The sequence below is a fragment of the Streptomyces sp. NPDC052023 genome (genome assembly GCF_044548465.1).
Classification (GTDB): Bacteria; Actinomycetota; Actinomycetes; order Streptomycetales; family Streptomycetaceae; genus Streptomyces.
This window is the reverse complement of sequence record NZ_JBIUBW010000005.1, coordinates 444906-463185: the sequence shown is the minus strand read 5'-3', so window position 1 is coordinate 463185 and position 18280 is coordinate 444906. Positions and strand designations below refer to the sequence as shown.

The following is an 18280-nucleotide window of genomic DNA, read 5'->3' as shown; positions in this document are numbered from 1 at the left end:
ACCTGATGTTCTCGCTCTTCCGCCGCGGCCCCGCCCGCCTCACCCCCCAGCGGGCCCACCAGCAGACCTGCGAAGGCAAGGCCGTACTGCTGGACGTCCGCGAAAGTCCGGAGTGGAAGGCCGGGCACGCACCCGGCGCGCTGCACCTGCCGCTGACCCGCCTGGTCACCGGCGCGGCCCTGCCGGAGGAGGTCCGGGACAGGCCGGTCGTGGCCATCTGCCGTTCCGGGCACCGCTCCCGGCAGGCCGCCGAACTCCTGGCTGCCCGCGGGGTGCGGGCCACCGACGTCACCGGCGGCATGACGGCCTGGGCCCGCGAGGGTCTGCCGGTCACCGTGGAGGACGGCAGCGACGGTGCCATAGCGTGAGCGCGCTCATCCTGGCGCTGACAGCAGGGGCGGTGGTCGGGCTCGCGCTCGGCGCGCTCGGCGGGGGCGGCAGCGTCCTGGCGGTGCCGGCTCTCATCTACCTGCTGGACTTCACCCCGGCCGCCGCCACGACCGCCGCCCTGATCATCGTCACCGCCACCTCGCTCGCCGCCCTGTACGGCCACGCCCGCACCGGCAACGTCCACTGGAAGGCCGGCGCCCTGTTCGCCGCCGCCGGACTCCTGCCCGCCGCCGCGGCCGGAGCCCTCTCCGCCCGGCTGCCGCAGCCGGTCCTGACCGGCGCGTTCGCCGCCGTCGCGGGCCTCGCCGCCGTCAACATGCTGCGCCCCGGCCGGGCCTGCGGCCGGGCGTCGGGGGTGCGGCCGGCGAAGGCCGCCGGGATCGGCGCGGGACTGGGCGCCCTGACCGGGCTGCTCGGAGTCGGCGGCGGCTTCCTCACCGTCCCGGCCCTGGTCACCGTGCTGGCCGCCGAGATGCAGGCCGCCGTCGGGACCAGCCTGCTGATCATCTCGGCGAACTCCCTGGCCTCCCTGGCCACCCGCGGCGCGACCACCGCCGGCATCGACTGGGCACTGGTCGGCCCTTTCACCGGCGCCGCGATCCTCGGCGCCCGGGACGGCAGACGTCTGGCCGCCAAGGCCGGTGGCACCCGGCTGCGGCGCACCTTTGCCCTCGCGCTGCTGGCCGTGGCCGCCCTCATGCTCATCGACGCCCTCACCTGAGAAGCCGGCCCAATGGCCACCACGTTCAGGCAAGGGACAGGAACAGCTTCTCCAGCCGGGCCCGCATCTGCTCCCGGTCTTCCGAGACGGCCATGCCCCCATCGGTCAGGCAGTGCTGCAGACCGGTCGCGATGATGGCGAAACCCGCCTTGTCCAGCGCACGGGAGGCCGCCGCGAGCTGCGTGACCACGTCCTCGCAGTCCCGCCCCTCCTCGATCATCTTGATCACCCCGGCGATCTGGCCCTGCGCCCGGCGCAGCCGGTTGACCACCGTCTTCAGTTCCTCAGCCGCCATCGCCAGTTCCACAGTCCACTCCTTCGAGATACCCCCTTGGGTATTCTACCGAAGGGGGCAGCCCCAACCGAGAAAAGGAAGAATCCCCATGGCACCCACGCTCACCGCAGACCAGGCCCACGCCCGGCTTCACGAGCTGACCGTCATCGACGTGCGCACCCCCGGCGAGTACGCGTCGGGCCACCTGCCGGGCGCCCACAACATCCCCCTCGACCATCTCGATCGCGCGCTCGACGCCCTCAAGTCCGCGGCCGTCCACGGCGACCTCCTCGTCGTGTGTGCCTCCGGCGCCCGCTCCACCACCGCCTGCGAGCGCCTGGCCGAGAACGGCATCAGCGCCGCCACCCTCTCCGGCGGCACCAGCGCCTGGACCCAGCTCGGCCACGACACCCACCACCCCGCCACCACCCGCACCCCTTGGGCCATGGACCGTCAGGTCCGCCTCGCCGCCGGATCTCTCGTCCTGACCGGGCTGCTCGCCGGGCAGCGCTGGAGTTCGGCCCGCTGGGTCTGCGCAGGCGTCGCCGGCGGCCTGGTCCTCTCCGCCCTGACCGACACCTGCGGCATGGCCAGGATCCTCGCCAAACTCCCTCACAACCAGCCCCACGCCACCGACCTCGACGCCACCCTCGCCACTCTCGCGGGATGACCCGCCCCGACGCTCCCCGACACCGGCACCACATCGCGCGCCCGGTGCGGCAGGTCGGACGGTCTTCGGCACCCGACAAGCTCCGGATCACCACCGGGCCGACGACGTCGGCGAAGCAAGCGCGGTAATGCCCCGTCATGTTCCTCGCGGTCCTGCAAGAGGGCCGCTGGCCTCCGGGCCCGGCATGACTGTTGCCCCCTGTCGAACGGATGACCTGGGGGGGTGTCACCGGGCCCGGAAGGTGCCGTCGGAGACGCTGATCAGAGGTTCGACCGTCGCATGACCGGGTGCAAGGCCCGGTCGTTCGCGGGCGACAGGTCTGCACAACGTGGCTGCGCGAGAACGGCTCCCGACCCTGGGGCCGGCATGCGTCGACACATGTGGGGGCACGGTGATCGGCATCGACGGGGTGGGCGTCTTCCCCGGGCTGGACGTCGGCAAGCAGACGCATCACGGTCACGGCCTGCCCCCGGTCGGGAAGACGGTCTTCGACAAGTCTCCGCCGAACAGCGAACCGAAGCTGCGGGCCGTCTTCGACAGGCTCAAGGCCAACTTCGGCGCCGTCCTGGTGTCGTGGACCAGCCCGCCTCCATCGGCGCCCCGCCCCGGACCGTCGCCCGGGATACCGGCTGCCGGGTCGCCTACCTGCCCGGACTGGCGATGCGGCGGATCGCCGACCTCTACCCCGGCGAGGCCAAGACCGACGCGAAGGACGCCGCGGTCATCGCGGACGCCGCCCGCACCATGCCCCACGACCTGCGCACCCTCGACCTGACCGACGACGTCACCGCGGAACTGACCATGCTGGTCGGCTTCGCCCAAGACCTCGCCGGCGAGGCCAACCGCGCCTCCAACCGCATCCGCGGCCTGCTCACCCAGTTCCACCCCAGCCTGGAACGCGTCCTGGGCCCGCGCCTGGACCACCCGGCGGTCACCTGGCTCCTCGGGCGCTACGGATCCCCGGCCGCTCTGCGCACGGCCGGCCGCCGCAAGCTGGTCGAGGTCGTCCGCCCGAGGGCCCCGCGCATGGCCGAGCGGCTGGTCGACGACATCTTCGCCGCGCTCGACGAGCAGACCGTCATCGTCCCTGGCACCGGCACCCTCGTGATCGCCCCTTCGCCGGCGAAGTCCCTGACCGCCGTCCATGAACAACGCCGGGCGCCGGAGGCCCGGATCGAGGCACTGCTGGAGGCCCACCCTCTTTCCCAGGTCCTGACCTCGATGCCCGGCACCGGAGTCAGGACCGCCGCAGTCCTCCTGGTCACTGTCGGCGACGGCAGCTCGTTCCCGAGCCCCGGCCACCGGGCCTCTTACGCCGGACTCGCTCCGGCGACCCGGCAGTCGGGAACCTCGATCCACGGCGAACACGCCCCAGAGGCGGGAACCGGCAGCTGAAACGGGCCATGTTCCTCTCCGCTTTCGCCGCCCTGCACGATCCCGCCTCCCGCAGCCACTACGACCGCTGCCGAGCCCGCGGCACAACCCACACCCAGGCCCTCCTCCGCCGCGCCCGCCACCGCATCAGCGTCCTCTTCGCCATGCTCCGCGACGGAACCCTCAACGAACCAATGAGCCCCCGACTCGCTTGACGAAGGACACAGAGGCCCCCGCCCGCACCAGCTCCGAAGGAGTCCCTTACCCGTACAGCCGTCGATGTCCAACCGCGACAGGCTGTGTTTCGGTCCGGGACCCGGACGCGCCCATGAAGCATCCCCGCGTGACCTTCGCTCCCGCAAGGTCGATACTGCCGACAGCAGCGCCCCATCCGGGACTGACCACGAGACGACTGGACAGCAAACTGCCCGCACGTGCCATGACCAGCGAAGACGCTGGTTCCTGACCCTCTGGCCATTCTTCCCAGGAGGTACCCATGAAGATGCTCATCAACGTCCCGGAGACCGTCGTCGCGGACGCGCTGCGAGGTATGGCGGCGGCGCATCCGGAGCTGACCGTCGATGTGGAGAACCGGGTGATCGTGCGGCGGGACGCACCCGTCCCGGGGAAGGTCGGCCTCGTCTCCGGCGGCGGCTCGGGACACGAGCCGCTGCACGGCGGATTCGTGGGGCCCGGGATGCTGTCGGCCGCCTGTCCGGGCGAGGTCTTCACCTCCCCGGTGCCCGACCAGATGCTGCGGGCCGCTGCGGCCGTGGACAGCGGGGCCGGGGTGCTGTTCGTCGTGAAGAACTACACCGGTGACGTGCTCAACTTCGACATGGCGGCCGAGCTCGCCGAGGACGAGGGCATCCAGATCGCCAAGGTGCTGGTCAACGACGACGTCGCCGTCACCGACAGCCTCTACACCGCCGGGCGGCGGGGCACCGGCGCCACGCTGTTCGTGGAGAAGATCGCCGGTGCCGCCGCCGACGAGGGCCGGCCGCTGGAGCGGGTCGAGGCGATCGCGCGGCAGGTCAACGAGAGCTCGCGCAGCTTCGGTGTGGCGCTGAGCGCCGTCACCACGCCCGCCAAGGGCACTCCGACCTTCGATCTGCCCGCGGGCGAGCTGGAGTTGGGTATCGGCATCCACGGCGAGCCGGGCCGGGAGCGGCGGGCGATGATGACCTCGCGCGAGATCGCGGACTTCGCGGTGAGCGCCGTGCTGGAGGACCTCGGGCCGCGCAATCCGGTGCTGGTCCTGGTGAACGGCATGGGGGCGACTCCGCTGCTGGAGCTGTACGGGTTCAACGCCGAGGTGCAGCGGGTGCTCACCGAGCGCGGGGTCCCCGTCGCCCGCACCCTGGTCGGCAACTACGTGACCTCCCTCGACATGGCGGGCGCCTCGGTCACCCTGTGCCAGGTCGACGAGGAACTGCTCCGGCTGTGGGACGCGCCGGTGAGCACGCCGGGGCTGCGCTGGGGCATGTGAGACGGGACGATCGACGCACCTACCACGCGAGGAGACCCAGTGCTCGACGCCGACTTCTTCCGCCGTTGGATGACGGCGACCGCCGCGTCCGTGGACCGCGAGGCGGAACGGCTCACGGCCCTCGACTCCCCCATCGGGGACGCCGACCACGGCAGCAATCTGCAGCGCGGGTTCACCGCCGTGACGGCGGTTCTGGAGAAGGAGGCCCCGGCCACGCCGGGCGCCGTCCTGACCCTGGCGGGACGGCAGCTGATCTCGACGGTCGGCGGGGCTTCCGGGCCGCTGTACGGCACCCTGCTGCGCCGCACCGGCAAGGCGCTCGGCGACGCCGCCGAGGTCGACCGGGCCCAGCTCGCCCAGGCACTGCGGGAGGGCGTGGACGCCGTGATGACGCTGGGCGGGGCAGCGCCCGGCGACAAGACGATGATCGACGCCCTCGTGCCGGGCGTGGACGCGCTCGCCGACTCCTTCGCCGCCGCGCGCACCGCGGCCGAGCAGGGTGCGCTGGCGACCACGCCGTTGCAGGCCCGCAAGGGCCGGGCGAGCTATCTGGGCGAGCGGAGCATCGGGCACCAGGATCCGGGCGCCACGTCGTCGGCGTTGCTCGTCGCGGCACTCGCGGAGGCCGCCGGTGAGTGACGGGAAGCTGGTCGGGATCGTGCTGGTGTCGCACAGCGCGCAGGTGGCCGCGTCCGTGGCCGAGCTGGCGAAGGGGCTCGCGGGCGGCGGTACGGCGGTGCCCGTCGCGCCGGCGGGCGGAACCGAGGGCGGCGAGCTGGGCACGAGCGCGGAGCTGATCGCCGCCGCGGCGGCCTCCGTGGACCGTGGGGCCGGTGTCGCCGTCCTCACCGACCTCGGCAGCGCCGTCCTCACCGTGAAGACGCTGCTCGCCGAGGGCGACGAACTCCCTGCCCGGACCCGGCTGGTGGACTGCCCGTTCGTCGAGGGCGCCGTCGCCGCGGTCGTCACGGCGAGCACGGGAGCCGACCTGGACGCGGTGGCGGCGGCAGCCTCCGAGGCGTACAGCTACCGGAAGGTCTGAAGCCCTGACCCGGCCTTGCGGGCGGCGACGGAGACGGAGCCTCGGCCCGCCGGGGCGCCGGCGGGCGCCTCCCGGACGCGGGCCCGCCCCGAGGTGAAGGCGCCCGCTCAGCCGCCGTCCACGAACCGCCGCGCCAGCCGCTGCCCCTCGGCCACGGCGGCGGCCTGGTCCTCGATGGGCGAGATCCGCGAGCCCTTGAAGACCACGTAGGTGACTCCGGAGTCCGTGCCCCCGCCACGGGGGTCGGGCGGGATGCCGAGGGCCTTGGCGGCGGCGTACGACGCCTCGCCGATGACTTCGCGTGGCCCGGTGTCACCGACGACCGCGTACTGCACCCGGTCGCCGTGGACGAGCGCCACCACCGAACCGCCGCGCACCCCGTGCTCGCGGTGGTCCCAGATGCGGCTGGGCACGGGCACGACGACGAAGGGGAGGTGTTCGGCGTTCAGATGGCGGCCGTCGGAGGCCTGGAAGGCCGTACCGGCGGAGAAGTACGGGTCGGTGCGGCGGTTGCAGTGACGGCCCGGGCGGCCGTCGCAGTCGATGTCGAGATCGGCCGTCCAGAAGACGGCGCCGCTGGTCGCGCAGACGCGTACGGTCGCGGGCCGGCCGGCGTCGGTGCGATAGCGGCCCTGGGACACGGGGTCGCAGTGACGCACCCTGGCCAGCAGGTCGGCCGCGCGGACGGTGCTGTCGGCGGATCTCTCGTGCCGGGTGCGGGGTTCCTTGGGAGGGTGGGCGGTCGAGGACGTCGCCGGGGCGAGCAGGGCGGCACTTGCCGCGGCCAGCGCGAGGGACTGGACACGCACGATAAGGAGCTCTCTGCTGGGGGACACTGACGGTCACTCAGCACCATCCGATGCTGTTTCCGATCATGGGGCCACCCGAGGGGTCCGGACGGTGCACGCCACGCCCGTCCTCCCGTGGACCGGGGGCCCGGGGGCCCGCGCAGGGCTCCGGGCCCTCGGGCCGCCCCGGCCCGGCGCGGGATCGGCGACGACAGCGGTCCGCGCCGAGGAGCACCAACTCCCGTTCTCCCACGGAGAGTTAGGCCGCGCTCCCGTCAGCATACGGAACGGTGCGAGGTGCTCGGCACGGCCCGCCCTCTTGATGTGATCGCGCCAGTGGGCGCATATTGGTCCGGACCATTGCCGCCGCGCCGTCCTGGAGGCCGAGTCGTGCGACGCGTTCCCGTGCCCACCGCCCTGGCCCTCGGTGTGCTGCTGTCCGTGCCGGCCTGTGGCCCAGGGGGCGCGGCGGACGGCGACGAGGGGCGGCTGCCCGCCGCGCCGACGGGGGTCACCGCGGCGGCCGGGAGCGCGACCAGCGTCCATGTGATGTGGAACGCGGTGTCCTCCGAGGACGTCGACGGCTACGAGGTGTACCGCGGCGCCACCAAGGTCCAGGAGGTCGACGGAACCGCGCACATGGTGGACGTCACCCGCCTCCGGCCCTCGACGACCTACGTCTTCGCCGTGCGGGCCCGGGACACCGAGGGGCGGCTCGGGCCGCGCAGCCGTGAGGTGCGGGCACGCACCCCCGCCGCCGTCGCGGCGGACGCCTCGGCCCCCTCCCGCCCCGGCGAGGCACGGGGGCGGGCCGCCGGGAGCCGGGCCGTGCAGCTGTCGTGGGCCGCCTCGACGGACGATCGGGGCGTGGCGTCGTACGACGTCTACCAGGGTGCGGTGAAGATCCACAGCGTGGGCGGAGCACAGACCGCGACGGTGGTGACGGGTCTGCGGCCGGGCACCGGCTACTCGTTCACCGTCCGGGCCCGCGACGCCGCGGACAACCTCTCCCCCGCCAGTGCCGCCGTCCGGCTCACCACCGCGCCGGGCACGGACGAGGGGCGGGACACCGCGCCGGCCGCCTTCCGCGCCACGACCCGCCGCGCCGACGGGGCGTACCACATCGACCTCTCGTGGGTGCCGCCGAAGGTGGACGGGGTGATCACCGAGTACCAGGTGCAGCTCGACGGCCGTCCGGCCACCTCCTTGGTCTTCGGCGGGACGGCACCCCGGGACAAGGCGGCGTACAGCTTCTACATCGGGCAGGAGGCCGGCGTGAGCCACCGGGTGCGGATCCGCCCCCGGCTTCCGGACGGCACCTGGGGCGGCTTCTCGGCGGAACGGACGGTGACGACCGGCGAGGCGCGCTGAGGGGCCTTCCCGTCCCCCGGACGACGGTGTGCGTCACCTGGGCGGGTGCGGTCCGCATGCGGGAGAGGCCGGGGCCACGTTGGCTGCCTTTGTGAGGCAGCACGGGCGTTCCCCGACCCAGGCGGCGCAAGGGATGTACCGCCAACCGTGCCGCCGGAGGGCAGTCCCATGCGTACTTCTCAGCCTCTCCTCGGGGCGGCCGTGGCAGCCGCCGCGCTGCCGCTGGCCCTGGTCGCCGGGCCGGCCGCCGCGAACTCCGGGATCTCCGTGAGCACCAGTGGCTCCACAGTCTCGGTGACCACCAGCGCGTGCACCCAGCTCAACGGCAGATGGGGCACCGCGTCGATCCTCAACAGCAGCCAGGCGAATTTCGCCCAGGGCCGCCAGGTGGCGCTGACCGGTTCGAGCGCCCTGCAGGGCTCGGCCTGGACGAACGTCACTCCGGGCACGTACACGGTCATCGTCATGTGCTCCAACGGCAACACCGCCGGCACCCAGTCCGTCATCGTCGCCGCCGGGTCCACGCCGACCATCTCGGCGACGACCACGCCCTCACCCACCCGGGGCGTCGTCGGTGGCGTCGGCGGCGGCACACGGGACTACGGCGCGCTGACGCTGGTGGGGGGCGGGGCGCTGGTGGGCACCGCGGTGATCGCCACGGTGTGGTTCCTGCGCCGCCGCTCGAAGCCGTACCGCCTCTGATCCACCGCCTTCAGGGCCTGCCGGACAGGAACTAGTGCCGCTCCGGGGGCAGTTCGGCGAACTCCGCCAGCGCGTGCTCCAGCCAGCGGGTCCAGAAGGTCTCCAGGTCGATGCCGGCTCGCAGCACCAGGTGCTGCAACCGGTCCTGGGGGCTGTCCTTGCCGGGCGGGAAGTCGCGCCGCTCGATCTCCTCGTACTCCGCCAGCTGGATCCGGTGCAGGTCGAGGTGGCGGCGCAGATCGTCGCGCAGACCCGCCGTGCCGACCACGGCCGCCGCGCGCAGCCGCAGCAGCAGCGTGTCCCGCAGCGGCTTGGGCTCCTGCGCGGCGGCGGTCCAGCGGGCCAGTTCGGCACGGCCCGCCGGCAGGACCTCGTAGCTCTTCTTCTGTCCACGTACCGGCTGCTCGGCCGGCAGGGCCCGGATCAGTCCGTCGGCCTCCAGTCTTCCCAGCTCGCGATAGATCTGCTGATGCGTCGCCGACCAGAAGTAGCCGATCGACTTGTCGAAGCGGCGGGTCAGCTCCAGCCCCGAGGACGGCTTTTCGAGCAGGGCGGTGAGAATCGCGTGCGGGAGTGACATGGTGGCCATCCTAGGGACGGCCCCGGCGCCTACAGGGCGGCCGCCAGTTCGGTGCCCTGCTTGATGGCGCGCTTGGCGTCCAGTTCGGCGGCCACGTCGGCACCGCCGATCAGGTGCGCGCTGCACCCGGCGGCGACCAGCTCGTCGTAGAGGTCCCGGCGCGGCTCCTGCCCGGTGCACAGCACGATGGTGTCGACCTCCAGGACCGTGCTGGTGTCGCCGACGGTGACGTGCAGGCCGGCGTCGTCGATGCGGTCGTAGCGCACGCCGGGGACCATGGTGACGCCGCGGTGCCTCAGCTCGGTGCGGTGGATCCAGCCGGTGGTCTTGCCCAGGCCCGCGCCGACCTTGGTGGTCTTGCGCTGGAGCAGGTGGACCGTGCGCGGCGCGGCCGGGCGCTCGGGGGCGGCGAGGCCTCCGGGGCCCTCGTAGTTCATGTCGACGCCCCACTGACGGAAGTACGTCGCCGGGTCCTCGTGCGCCTTGTCGCCGCCGTCGGTGAGGTACTCGGCGACGTCGAAGCCGATGCCGCCGGCGCCGAGGACGGCGACGCTGTCGCCGACGGGCGCCCCGTCGCGCAGGACGTCGAGGTAGCCGACGACCTTCGGGTGGTCGACGCCGGGGATGTCCGGGGTGCGCGGGGTGACGCCGGTGGCGACGACGACCTCGTCGTAGCCGGCCACGTCGGCGGCTGCCACGCGGGTGTTCAGGCGTACGTCGACGCCGTGCGCGTCGAGCTGGTGACGGAAGTAGCGCAGCGTCTCGTCGAACTCCTGCTTGCCGGGGACCTTGCGGGCGACGTTGAGCTGCCCGCCGATCTCGCCGGCGGCGTCGAACAGCGTGACCTCGTGGCCGCGTTCGGCGGCGCTCACGGCACACGCGAGGCCCGCCGGGCCCGCGCCGACCACGGCGACGCGCTTGCGCAGCCGGGTCGGGGACAGGACCAGCTCGGTCTCGTGGCAGGCGCGCGGGTTGACCAGGCAGGAGGTGATCTGCCCGCTGAAGGTGTGGTCGAGGCAGGCCTGGTTGCAGCCGATGCAGGTGTTGATGGCCTCGGGGCGGCCGGCCTCCGCCTTGGCGACGAAGTCGGGGTCGGCCAGCATCGGGCGGGCCATGGACACCATGTCGGCGCACCCACCCGCAAGCAACTCCTCTGCCAGTTCGGGGGTGTTGATGCGATTGGTGGTGACGAGCGGGACCGACACCTCGCCCATCAGACGCTTGGTGACCCAGGTGTAGGCGCCGCGCGGCACGGAGGTGGCGATGGTCGGGATGCGCGCCTCGTGCCAGCCGATACCGGTGTTGATGATGGTCGCCCCGGCGGCCTCGACCGCCTTGGCGAGGGTGACGACCTCGTCGAGGGTGGAGCCGCCGGGCACGAGGTCGAGCATGGACAGCCGGTAGATGACGATGAAGTCCTCGCCGACCGCCTCGCGCACCCGCCGGACGATCTCGACCGGGAAGCGCATGCGGTTCTCGTACGAGCCGCCCCAGCGGTCCGTGCGGTGATTGGTCTGCGCGGCGATGAACTCGTTGATCAGGTAGCCCTCGGAGCCCATGATCTCCACGCCGTCGTAGCCGGCCTGCCGGGCGAGCCGGGCGGCGCGGGCGTAGTCGTCGACGGTCCGCTCGACGTCGGCGTCGGTCAGTTCACGGGGCGGGAAGGGGCTGATCGGGGCCTGAAGGGGGCTGGGGGCGACCAGGTCCTGGTGGTAGGCGTACCGGCCGAAGTGCAGCAGCTGCATCGCGATCCGGCCGCCCTCGCGGTGCACGGCCTCGGTGATCTGCCGGTGCTGCCGGGCCTCGTCGTCGGTGGTCAGCTTGGCGCCGCCCTCGTACGGCCGGCCCTCGTCGTTGGGCGCGATGCCGCCCGTGACGATCAGGCCCACTCCCCCGCGGGCCCGGGCGGCGTAGAACTCCGCCATCCGCTCGAAGCCGCGCTCGGCCTCCTCGAGACCGACGTGCATGGAGCCCATCAGGACGCGGTTGGGCAGGGTGGTGAAGCCCAGGTCGAGCGGGCTCAGCAGATGCGGGTAACGGGTCATGGCCCCTCCGTGCGCGGTGACGTGCCTCTGTTGTAGAGGACCGCGCACGGTTTATGCAACTAGTTGCACAACGGAGGGGCTGTCCGTTGCGCCACACCGGTCAGCGGCTCTCCAGGCGTACGTGCAACTCGCGCTCCTGGTCCCCGGAGGCCGTGCCGAGGTCGTGGACGTCGAACAGGTCGTGCAGGGTGGTGCGGAAGCGGTCGATCGCCCAGTAGCCCCCGTGCGCGTCCGCCTCGACGGAGGCGGAGAGCCGGGGAGTGGGGGGATGCGCGCCCTCGTGCGGCGCCGAGACCTCGAAGGTGCCCAGCCACACCGTCGGCCGGACCTCGTGCCAGTCGCGCGGCACGTCCTCGGAGCAGCGGTCCGAGTCGAAGTACGCGCACAGGCTGTCGAACACGATCCGGGCGTCTTCCTTGCTGCACCCACTGATCTCCAGGGAGACCGATTCCGGATGCAGTCGCTCAGTGTCCATCGTGGTGGCTCCTCTCGTGGCCGCGCTGCGGTACGGCAGCGAGTCCCACACGACGCCGCGCCGCACTCCCAGAAAACCACCACATTCCCGGATGTACAGCCCGTCATGAGCACGCCAGAGAGGGCCGGTGGCCGAACTCCCCTCGGATGGACCATTTCGATCCCGTCCCATCGACAGACACCCCCAGTCATGTTGAGGGATGGTGGAGTAGGGCGATCGTGGCGTAAGAGAAATGGTTGAGCGCGGTACGGCAAGGGGAGTCGGCACGGGACGGCGTGCCGTTGGCGGATGGCGAAGGCGGTGCGTAGATGGGAGCGACCGGGCCACCGGTGGCCGAAGGGACCGAGCCGGGCAGTGGACCGGAGCGGCCCAGCGGCCTGCTCGACGTGCTGGGCGTGGCCTCGGTGGTCCTCGACGCCGAGGGCCGCATCGTGCTGTGGAGTCCCCAGGCCGAGGAGCTGTTCGGCTACCCGGCCCAGGAGGCGCTCGGCGCCTACGCCGCCCGGGTGATGGTGCACGAGGAGCACCTCGACCTGGTCAGGAAGCTGTTCGCCGACGTCATGACCACCGGCCGGGGCTGGGCCGGCGCCTTCCCCGTGCGCCGCAAGGACGGCAGCACCCGCCTGGTGGAGTTCCGCACCATGCGGCTGCTGGACGACCAGGGCGACGTCTACGCCCTCGGTCTCGCCGCCGACCAGTCGACCGTGCGCCAGCTGGAGCAGGACGTCGCCCTGTCCACGCGGATGATCGCGCAGTCACCGATCGGGCTGGCCGTGCTGGACACCGGGCTGCGCTACGTGTCCGTGAACGCGGCACTGGAGCGGATCAACGGCGTCCCGGCCGAGGAGCACATCGGCCGGACCATCGGCGAGGTGCTCCCCATGCTGGAGGTGGCTCCGCTGGAGGCCGCCTTGCGGCACGTCCTGGAGACCGGGCAGCCGCTGGTCGGCCATCCCACCAGTGGCCGTACCGCGGCCGACCCGCACGAGGACCACGCCTGGTCGGTCTCGCTGTACCGGCTGGAGGACGCCCTCGGCAGGGTGCTGGGCGTCGCCAAGTCGGTGATGGACGTCACGGAACAGCGCCGGGCGGGCGTCGAGGCGGAGACCGCGCGGCGGCGGCTGGCGCTCATCGCGGACGCGTCGGCAAGGATCGGCACCACGCTCGAGCTGGACCGCACCGCCAGCGAACTGGCCGACGTCGCGGTGCCGGAACTGGCGGACGTGGCCGCCGTGGACCTGCTGGACTCGGTGATCGGCGGCCGTCGCAGCAGCGCCGATCCGTGCGAGCCGGCCGTGATCCGGGCACTGGCCGTGCGGGCGGACAACGCCCCCGAGGCGATGCAGGCCGCCGACCCGCCGGGGCAGGTGGCCCGCTACGGTCCTGACCGCCTGGTCACCGAGTGCGTACGCTCGGCACGGCCGGTGATGATCCCGCAGGTCAAGGACGAGGACCTGCCGCGCATCGCCCGTTCCCCGGAGGCCGCCGCCCTGCTGGCGCGCGCCGGCGTCCACTCCTACCTCGCCGTCCCGCTCATCGCGCGCGGCGAGGTGCTCGGCGCCCTCGATCTCAAGCGCATCCACAACCCGCTGCCGTTCGGCGAGGACGACCTGCTGCTCGCCCGTGAGCTGGCCGCACGGGCGGCGGTGCAGATCGACAACGCCCGCTGGTACCAGAACGCCCGCGACACCGCCATCACCCTCCAGCGCAGCCTGCTGCCCACTCACCCGTCCGTCACCGGCGGCCTCGAAGTCGCCTCCCGCTACCAGCCGGCCGGCGCCGCCACCGAGGTCGGCGGCGACTGGTTCGACGTCATTCCCCTGGGCGAGGGCAGGACCGCGCTCGTCGTGGGCGACGTGATGGGCAGCGGCATCACGGCCGCGGCCACCATGGGACGGCTGCGCACCGCGACCAACACCCTGGCGTCCCTCGGCCTGGACCCCGCGGTGCTCCTCGAACACCTCGACCGGATCACCTCCGACCTGGACCACTCCATCGCCACCTGCCTGTACGCCGTCCACGACCCCCGGCAACGGCGTTGCCTGATCGCCAACGCGGGTCATCTGCCGCCGGTCCACATCCGGCGGGACGGGGGCCGGGAACTGCTCGACCTGCCGACCGGCGCGCCGCTGGGCGTGGGGGGTGTGGAGTTCACCACGACCGTCTTCACCTTCGACCCCGGCGACGAACTCGTCCTCTACACCGACGGACTGGTCGAGACCCGCAGTCACTCCCTCGACGAACGTCTGGACACCCTGCTCGGCCTCCTCGACGACCCGGCGCGCCCCCTGAAGGAGGTCTGCGACCTCCTCGTCCGCACCCTGCACCATCCCGACAACCACGACGACGTGGCGGTACTCATCGCCCGGGCGCGGACGGAGGACTGACAGCGGCGCGCGGACGGCCGCGCGCCTCCCCGAGCCCCCTCAGGCCACCCCGATCACCACATGGGCGTACAGCTCCTCCGACGCCGCCAGACGGGTCGTCAGGCCCGCGCGGAGGAAGATCTCGACGGCTTCCTGGGCCTGGCGTGCGCTGGTCTCCGTCAGCAGGCAGCCGCCCGGCGCGAGCCACTCGCGTGCCCCGGCGGCGACCCGGCGCAGCACATCGAGGCCGTCGGCACCGCCGTCGAGCGCGGCCGCCGGTTCGTGGTCCCTTGCCTCGGCGGGCAGGAGCGCGACCTCGGCGGTGGGGACGTAAGGGACGTTCGCGGCGAGGATGTCGACGCGGCCCCGCAGCCGGCCGGGGAGGGCCGCGTAGAGGTCGCCCTGGTGGACCCGGCCACCGTGCCCGGCGAGGTTGCGCCGGGCGCAGTCGACCGCGGCCGGGTCCAGGTCGGCGGCGTGGAGTTCGACCGTGCCCAGGGCCGTGGCCAGGGCGGCGCCCACCGCACCCGAGCCGCAGCACAGGTCGACGACGACGGAGGGGTCCGGGGCGGCGGCGAGGGCCTGGGCGACGAGGAACTCGGTGCGGCGACGGGGGACGAAGACACCGGGTTCGACCGCGATCCGCAGACCGCTGAACTCGGCCCAGCCGAGGACGAGTTCGAGGGGCAGTCCGTCTGTGCGGCGGGCCACCATGGCGGCGGCTTCGTCCGGGGTCCGGGCGGCGCAGAGGATCAGCTCCGCCTCGTCCTCGGCGAAGACACAGCCGGCGGCGCGCAGGGCGGCCACCACGGAGGGACGGGAGGGGTGAAGCGGCGAGGGCATGCGGGTCGAGAGCCTTTCGGAGCCGAAGGGCGCTCTCGTGGTCGTCTACTGCCGGTGTTGCGCGCCGGCATGAGGAGAGAGCACCCGACCTGTCACAGCGGTAATGGGACTCACCTCCTCGGTCGCGCACGGCTGGGACCTCCCTCAGCCGGACGGCCACATTACCCCAAGGGGATTTCCCCGACGGGGCGGCCGCCCCGTCCCCGGGACAACGCCGTGGAGGCCGTCCAGTTGGAGACGACGGCCTGGCGAAGCCCTCGGCAGGCCGGCCGTCGGCCGGCAGGTGCCGCGCCGGAGCAGGCCGGGCCGGCCGCGCGCCGCCCGGACCGGCGATCGGAGCGGTAGGTACGCGCCCAGGGGCGCCGAGGGGCCGCGGTGAGCTGGCCGCGTACCACGTACGGTGGTACGCGTACGCATTGGTCAGGCTCTATCCGCGGGCCGCCGCACCGGCGGTCTGGAGGCACCACCCGCATGAACGTCACCCGAGGCTTCACCGGGCGCCCGCGCGTCGACAACCCGGGGCTGCCGCCCGGGCAGTACGACGCGGGGGACGACTGGCCCGTCCTGTCCGCCGAGGTCACCCCGCACCTCGAGGCCACCGAATGGACCTTCCGCATCGACGGCCTTGTGGAAGCGCCCCGCGCCTGGGACTGGGCGCAGGCGCACGCGCTGCCGGCCTCGGCCTACGAGGGCGACATCCACTGCGTGACGGGCTGGTCGAAATTCGGGGTGCGCTTCGCGGGCGTCTCGCTGGACGCCTTCCTGGAGCAGGCGCGCCCGCTGCCGGCGGCGACGCACGCCGTCGCCTACGCGCACACCGGATACACCACCAGCCTCCCGCTCGCGGACCTGACCGGCGGCCGGGCCTGGATCGCGTGGGAGTACGACGGCCGGCCGCTCACGCCCGAGCACGGCGGCCCGGCCCGGCTGCTGGTGCCGCATCTGTACTTCTGGAAGAGCGCGAAGTGGCTCGCCGGCATCCGCCTGCTCGACCACGACGAGCCCGGTTTCTGGGAGCAGAACGGCTACCACGCGCGGGGCAACCCGTGGGAGGAGCAGCGGTACTCCGGTGACTGACACGTTCACTCCCCCGACGCGGTTCGCCGTGCCCGGCCGGATCGCCGCCGGCGACGGCGCCGCCGGCCGCTGGCAGACCGCGACACTCACCGAGATCCGCCGTGAGACGCCGCGCGCGGCGACCTTCCGGTTCGCGGTGCCCGGCTGGGCGGGGCATCTGCCCGGCCAGCACCTGTTGCTCCGGCTGACCGCCGCGGACGGCTACACCGCCCAGCGCCACTACTCCCTGGCGTCCGCGCCGGACGACTCGGGGGACATCGAACTGACGCTGGACCATGTCGAGGACGGTGAGGTCTCCGGCTGGTTCCACGGCGAGGCGCGGCTCGGGGATCGTGTCGAGGTACGCGGGCCGCTGAGCGGCTTCTTCGCCTGGCCGGGCGACCGGGCCGCGCTGCTGATCGGCGCCGGATCCGGGGTCGTACCGCTGATGTCGATGGTGCGCCACCATCGGGCGCGTGGCCTGTCCGTACCGCTGCGGCTGCTGGTGTCCGCGCGCGGACCCGAGGATCTGATCTACGCGCGGGAGTACGGCGCCGAGACGACGCCCGTGTTCACCCGCACGGCCCCACCGGGCGTACCGGTGGGCCGGATCACCGCTGCGCATGTGGCGCCGCTTGTGGATGCCGCACCCGAGGGTGGGTGGGAGGCCTATGTGTGCGGCTCCAACGCCTTCGCCGAACACGCCTCGCGCCTGCTCGTGGCGGCCGGCCAGCCGGTCGACCGGATCCGGATCGAACGCTTCGGCTGAGCGTCCCCGCCTTCTCGCCGCCGGGTGAGCGAACCGCGTGGGACGGGGTACGAGTCTCATGTGGCACTCGCACACCTAGACGGGCCCGGGGGTGGCGTCCGCGCTCCCCGGCTCCGGTGAGGGCGAGGAGGGCGGAGATGCGAACCCGGATCCGCGGCCGGAGCCGGCGGTGCAATCCGCTGCGGCGCAGGTCGGACGTCATCGAGGCCTGGACGGTGGTGGCCGTCGCCGTCCTGCTGTTCCTGGGCGCGCCCCTGGCCGGGGCGCTGACGGGCTGGTGGGCCCATGGCGAGGCGCGGCGGACCGCGGCGGCCCAGTGGGAGGACAGGCGGCACGTCCGGGCCGAGATCGTGGGCAGGACTCCGGACACGCTGCCCGCGGTACAGGGCGGGCGGGAGTACACGTACCGCGCGACGGTGCGCTGGACCGAGCCCGGCGAGGGTGACCGGACGGCGACGGCGCGGGTGCCGGCGGGGAGGCAGCCCGGGGAGACGGTCGACGTGTGGTTCGACGGGCGGGGCCGCAGCGTGCCGCCGCCCCCGAGCGACACGACGGTCTGGCAGCACAGCCTCACCCTGGGCGTCTGCGCCACGGCCGGCACGGCCGCCCTGGTGCTGCTGGGCAACGCGGCCGTCCGCCGGGTGGCGAACCGGCACCGGATGGCCGAGTGGGAGCGTGCCTGGGCGCGTACGGAACCGGAGTGGACGCGCCGACGGGCCTGACACACGCCGTTGGCGGCAACCCGTCGGAACCTGTCGGTAATGCCGCTGCGGGGCCACTGGAGGCGGCCCTGGCGTGTGATCAGTCCTCGCGCGCGGACGCCGAAACGTCACCTCCTCAGGAACGGCCCACCCATGTCCTACGTCCTGCCGATCGCCGTCGGCGTCCTCTACGCGCTCCTGATCTCCCTCGTCCGCGAACCGCACCGGCGCCGCCTCAACGCGATCATGGTCGCCGGGGCGGGAGCCGCCTACCTCAGCGGCGGCGGCCTGGGGGGCCGGGAGTTCGCCTTCACCGCGCTGGTCACCTACTGCGCCTACCGCGGTCTGGAGTCGTGGGCCTGGATCGGCGCCGCCTGGCTGCTGCACACCGTCTGGGACGTCGCCCACCACGTCAAGGGCAACCCGATCGTCCCCTTCTCCCATGACTCCTCCCTCGGCTGCGCGATCTGCGACCCGGTGATCGCCCTGAGGTGCCTGGCCGGCGGTCCCCCTCCGCGCGGGCTGATCCGGCGCCTGGCCGGCGGCGGGGCCGGGCCCGGCGCGCGCCCTGGCGAACGGCCGGAGCCCGCGCGTACGGTGTGATCATCGACGTCGCCGCACCCG

The 18280-nt window shown here is 73.2% G+C and carries 19 protein-coding genes and 1 pseudogene; 14 read left to right on the top strand and 6 right to left on the bottom strand.

The genetic code is table 11. The features are described 5' to 3' along the window. Window positions 1–5 precede the first annotated feature (5 nt). Together ACIHCM_RS14715 and ACIHCM_RS14710 are read left to right on the top strand one after the other, a co-directional pair. The gene (locus ACIHCM_RS14715; RefSeq protein ID WP_399894535.1) at window positions 6–368 is read left to right on the top strand and encodes a rhodanese-like domain-containing protein; all 363 of its coding nucleotides are present in this window, start codon (window positions 6–8) and stop codon (window positions 366–368) included. Then, window positions 365–1111, top strand: a complete 747-nt coding sequence (locus ACIHCM_RS14710; protein WP_399894532.1) for a TSUP family transporter — start codon at window positions 365–367, stop codon at window positions 1109–1111. Before ACIHCM_RS14715 ends, ACIHCM_RS14710 begins: the two co-directional genes overlap by 4 nt. A gap of 25 nt (window positions 1112–1136) precedes the next feature. Here ACIHCM_RS14710 and ACIHCM_RS14705 read toward each other — a convergent pair whose 3' ends face one another. After that, a complete protein-coding gene (locus ACIHCM_RS14705) occupies window positions 1137–1418 on the bottom strand; it encodes a metal-sensitive transcriptional regulator (protein ID WP_399894529.1) in 282 nt (93 codons plus the stop codon). 76 nt (window positions 1419–1494) lie between these two features. On the opposite strand from ACIHCM_RS14705, the gene ACIHCM_RS14700 reads away from it, so the two are divergent. From ACIHCM_RS14700 to ACIHCM_RS14680, 5 genes and pseudogenes are all read left to right on the top strand, one after another. Next, the gene (locus ACIHCM_RS14700) at window positions 1495–2055 is read left to right on the top strand and encodes a rhodanese-like domain-containing protein (protein WP_399894526.1); all 561 of its coding nucleotides are present in this window, start codon (window positions 1495–1497) and stop codon (window positions 2053–2055) included. A gap of 391 nt (window positions 2056–2446) precedes the next feature. After that, window positions 2447–3644 (top strand): annotated as a pseudogene (locus ACIHCM_RS14695) (IS110 family transposase). 281 nt (window positions 3645–3925) lie between these two features. Next, a complete protein-coding gene (dhaK, locus tag ACIHCM_RS14690) occupies window positions 3926–4918 on the top strand; it encodes a dihydroxyacetone kinase subunit DhaK (protein WP_399894523.1) in 993 nt (330 codons plus the stop codon). A gap of 39 nt (window positions 4919–4957) precedes the next feature. Next, window positions 4958–5557, top strand: a complete 600-nt coding sequence (dhaL, locus tag ACIHCM_RS14685; RefSeq protein WP_399894519.1) for a dihydroxyacetone kinase subunit DhaL — start codon at window positions 4958–4960, stop codon at window positions 5555–5557. After that, window positions 5550–5960 (top strand): PTS-dependent dihydroxyacetone kinase phosphotransferase subunit DhaM, encoded by a 411-nt coding sequence (locus ACIHCM_RS14680; RefSeq protein ID WP_399894516.1) that lies wholly within the window; start codon window positions 5550–5552, stop codon window positions 5958–5960. Before dhaL ends, ACIHCM_RS14680 begins: the two co-directional genes overlap by 8 nt. 107 nt (window positions 5961–6067) lie before the next feature. On the opposite strand, the gene ACIHCM_RS14675 is transcribed toward ACIHCM_RS14680, so the two are convergent. Beyond that, entirely contained in the window at window positions 6068–6769 is a 702-nt protein-coding gene (locus ACIHCM_RS14675) for a glycoside hydrolase family 75 protein (protein WP_399894513.1), read from the bottom strand. 369 nt (window positions 6770–7138) lie between these two features. Here ACIHCM_RS14675 and ACIHCM_RS14670 point away from each other — a divergent pair, with 369 nt between their 5' ends. Both ACIHCM_RS14670 and ACIHCM_RS14665 read left to right on the top strand, forming a co-directional pair. Then, window positions 7139–8119, top strand: coding sequence for a fibronectin type III domain-containing protein (locus tag ACIHCM_RS14670; RefSeq protein ID WP_399894510.1), 981 nt, complete (start codon window positions 7139–7141; stop codon window positions 8117–8119). Between the two features lie 168 nt (window positions 8120–8287). Next, complete coding sequence (locus tag ACIHCM_RS14665; protein ID WP_399894508.1) at window positions 8288–8821, top strand: hypothetical protein; 534 nt, start codon at window positions 8288–8290, stop codon at window positions 8819–8821. 31 nt (window positions 8822–8852) lie between these two features. On the opposite strand, the gene ACIHCM_RS14660 is transcribed toward ACIHCM_RS14665, so the two are convergent. The 3 genes from ACIHCM_RS14660 to ACIHCM_RS14650 all read right to left on the bottom strand — a co-directional run bounded on the left by ACIHCM_RS14660 (window position 8853) and on the right by ACIHCM_RS14650 (window position 11921). Further along, complete coding sequence (locus tag ACIHCM_RS14660) at window positions 8853–9401, bottom strand: PadR family transcriptional regulator (protein ID WP_399894505.1); 549 nt, start codon at window positions 9399–9401, stop codon at window positions 8853–8855. Window positions 9402–9430: 29 nt separating this feature from the next. Next, the gene (locus ACIHCM_RS14655; protein ID WP_399894502.1) at window positions 9431–11446 is read right to left on the bottom strand and encodes an FAD-dependent oxidoreductase; all 2016 of its coding nucleotides are present in this window, start codon (window positions 11444–11446) and stop codon (window positions 9431–9433) included. Between the two features lie 100 nt (window positions 11447–11546). Next, window positions 11547–11921 (bottom strand): hypothetical protein, encoded by a 375-nt coding sequence (locus ACIHCM_RS14650; protein ID WP_399894499.1) that lies wholly within the window; start codon window positions 11919–11921, stop codon window positions 11547–11549. A gap of 308 nt (window positions 11922–12229) precedes the next feature. Between ACIHCM_RS14650 and ACIHCM_RS14645 the strand changes: the two genes are divergently transcribed. Next, the gene (locus ACIHCM_RS14645; protein ID WP_399894496.1) at window positions 12230–14308 is read left to right on the top strand and encodes a SpoIIE family protein phosphatase; all 2079 of its coding nucleotides are present in this window, start codon (window positions 12230–12232) and stop codon (window positions 14306–14308) included. A gap of 39 nt (window positions 14309–14347) precedes the next feature. Here the strand turns inward: ACIHCM_RS14645 and ACIHCM_RS14640 are convergent, their stop codons facing one another. Continuing rightward, entirely contained in the window at window positions 14348–15130 is a 783-nt protein-coding gene (locus ACIHCM_RS14640) for a putative protein N(5)-glutamine methyltransferase (protein WP_399894492.1), read from the bottom strand. A gap of 471 nt (window positions 15131–15601) precedes the next feature. Here ACIHCM_RS14640 and ACIHCM_RS14635 point away from each other — a divergent pair, with 471 nt between their 5' ends. From ACIHCM_RS14635 to ACIHCM_RS14620, 4 genes are all read left to right on the top strand, one after another. Beyond that, window positions 15602–16207 carry a sulfite oxidase-like oxidoreductase gene (locus ACIHCM_RS14635; protein WP_399894489.1) on the top strand — a complete coding sequence of 202 codons (606 nt, stop codon included), beginning with the start codon at window positions 15602–15604 and terminating at the stop codon, window positions 16205–16207. Beyond that, the gene (locus ACIHCM_RS14630; RefSeq protein ID WP_399894486.1) at window positions 16200–16955 is read left to right on the top strand and encodes a ferredoxin reductase; all 756 of its coding nucleotides are present in this window, start codon (window positions 16200–16202) and stop codon (window positions 16953–16955) included. The genes ACIHCM_RS14635 and ACIHCM_RS14630 overlap by 8 nt, the downstream gene beginning before the upstream one ends. A 137-nt stretch (window positions 16956–17092) precedes the next feature. Continuing rightward, window positions 17093–17677, top strand: coding sequence for a hypothetical protein (locus tag ACIHCM_RS14625; protein ID WP_399894483.1), 585 nt, complete (start codon window positions 17093–17095; stop codon window positions 17675–17677). Window positions 17678–17809: 132 nt separating this feature from the next. Continuing rightward, window positions 17810–18259, top strand: a complete 450-nt coding sequence (locus ACIHCM_RS14620) for a DUF6010 family protein (protein ID WP_399894480.1) — start codon at window positions 17810–17812, stop codon at window positions 18257–18259. Window positions 18260–18280 lie beyond the last annotated feature (21 nt).

Bases quoted from the DNA above. Each gene is read 5' to 3' on its own strand.
- ACIHCM_RS14715 (WP_399894535.1), top strand. From the start codon at position 6: ATGTTCTCGCTCTTCCGCCGCGGCCCCGCCCGCCTCACCCCCCAGCGG.
- ACIHCM_RS14700 (WP_399894526.1), top strand. From the start codon at position 1,495: ATGGCACCCACGCTCACCGCAGACCAGGCCCACGCCCGGCTTCACGAG.
- dhaK (WP_399894523.1), top strand. From the start codon at position 3,926: ATGAAGATGCTCATCAACGTCCCGGAGACCGTCGTCGCGGACGCGCTG.
- ACIHCM_RS14665 (WP_399894508.1), top strand. From the start codon at position 8,288: ATGCGTACTTCTCAGCCTCTCCTCGGGGCGGCCGTGGCAGCCGCCGCG.
- ACIHCM_RS14660 (WP_399894505.1), bottom strand. From the start codon at position 9,401: ATGTCACTCCCGCACGCGATTCTCACCGCCCTGCTCGAAAAGCCGTCC.
- ACIHCM_RS14655 (WP_399894502.1), bottom strand. From the start codon at position 11,446: ATGACCCGTTACCCGCATCTGCTGAGCCCGCTCGACCTGGGCTTCACC.
- ACIHCM_RS14650 (WP_399894499.1), bottom strand. From the start codon at position 11,921: ATGGACACTGAGCGACTGCATCCGGAATCGGTCTCCCTGGAGATCAGT.
- ACIHCM_RS14645 (WP_399894496.1), top strand. From the start codon at position 12,230: ATGGGAGCGACCGGGCCACCGGTGGCCGAAGGGACCGAGCCGGGCAGT.
- ACIHCM_RS14640 (WP_399894492.1), bottom strand. From the start codon at position 15,130: ATGCCCTCGCCGCTTCACCCCTCCCGTCCCTCCGTGGTGGCCGCCCTG.
- ACIHCM_RS14635 (WP_399894489.1), top strand. From the start codon at position 15,602: ATGAACGTCACCCGAGGCTTCACCGGGCGCCCGCGCGTCGACAACCCG.
- ACIHCM_RS14625 (WP_399894483.1), top strand. From the start codon at position 17,093: ATGCGAACCCGGATCCGCGGCCGGAGCCGGCGGTGCAATCCGCTGCGG.
- ACIHCM_RS14620 (WP_399894480.1), top strand. From the start codon at position 17,810: ATGTCCTACGTCCTGCCGATCGCCGTCGGCGTCCTCTACGCGCTCCTG.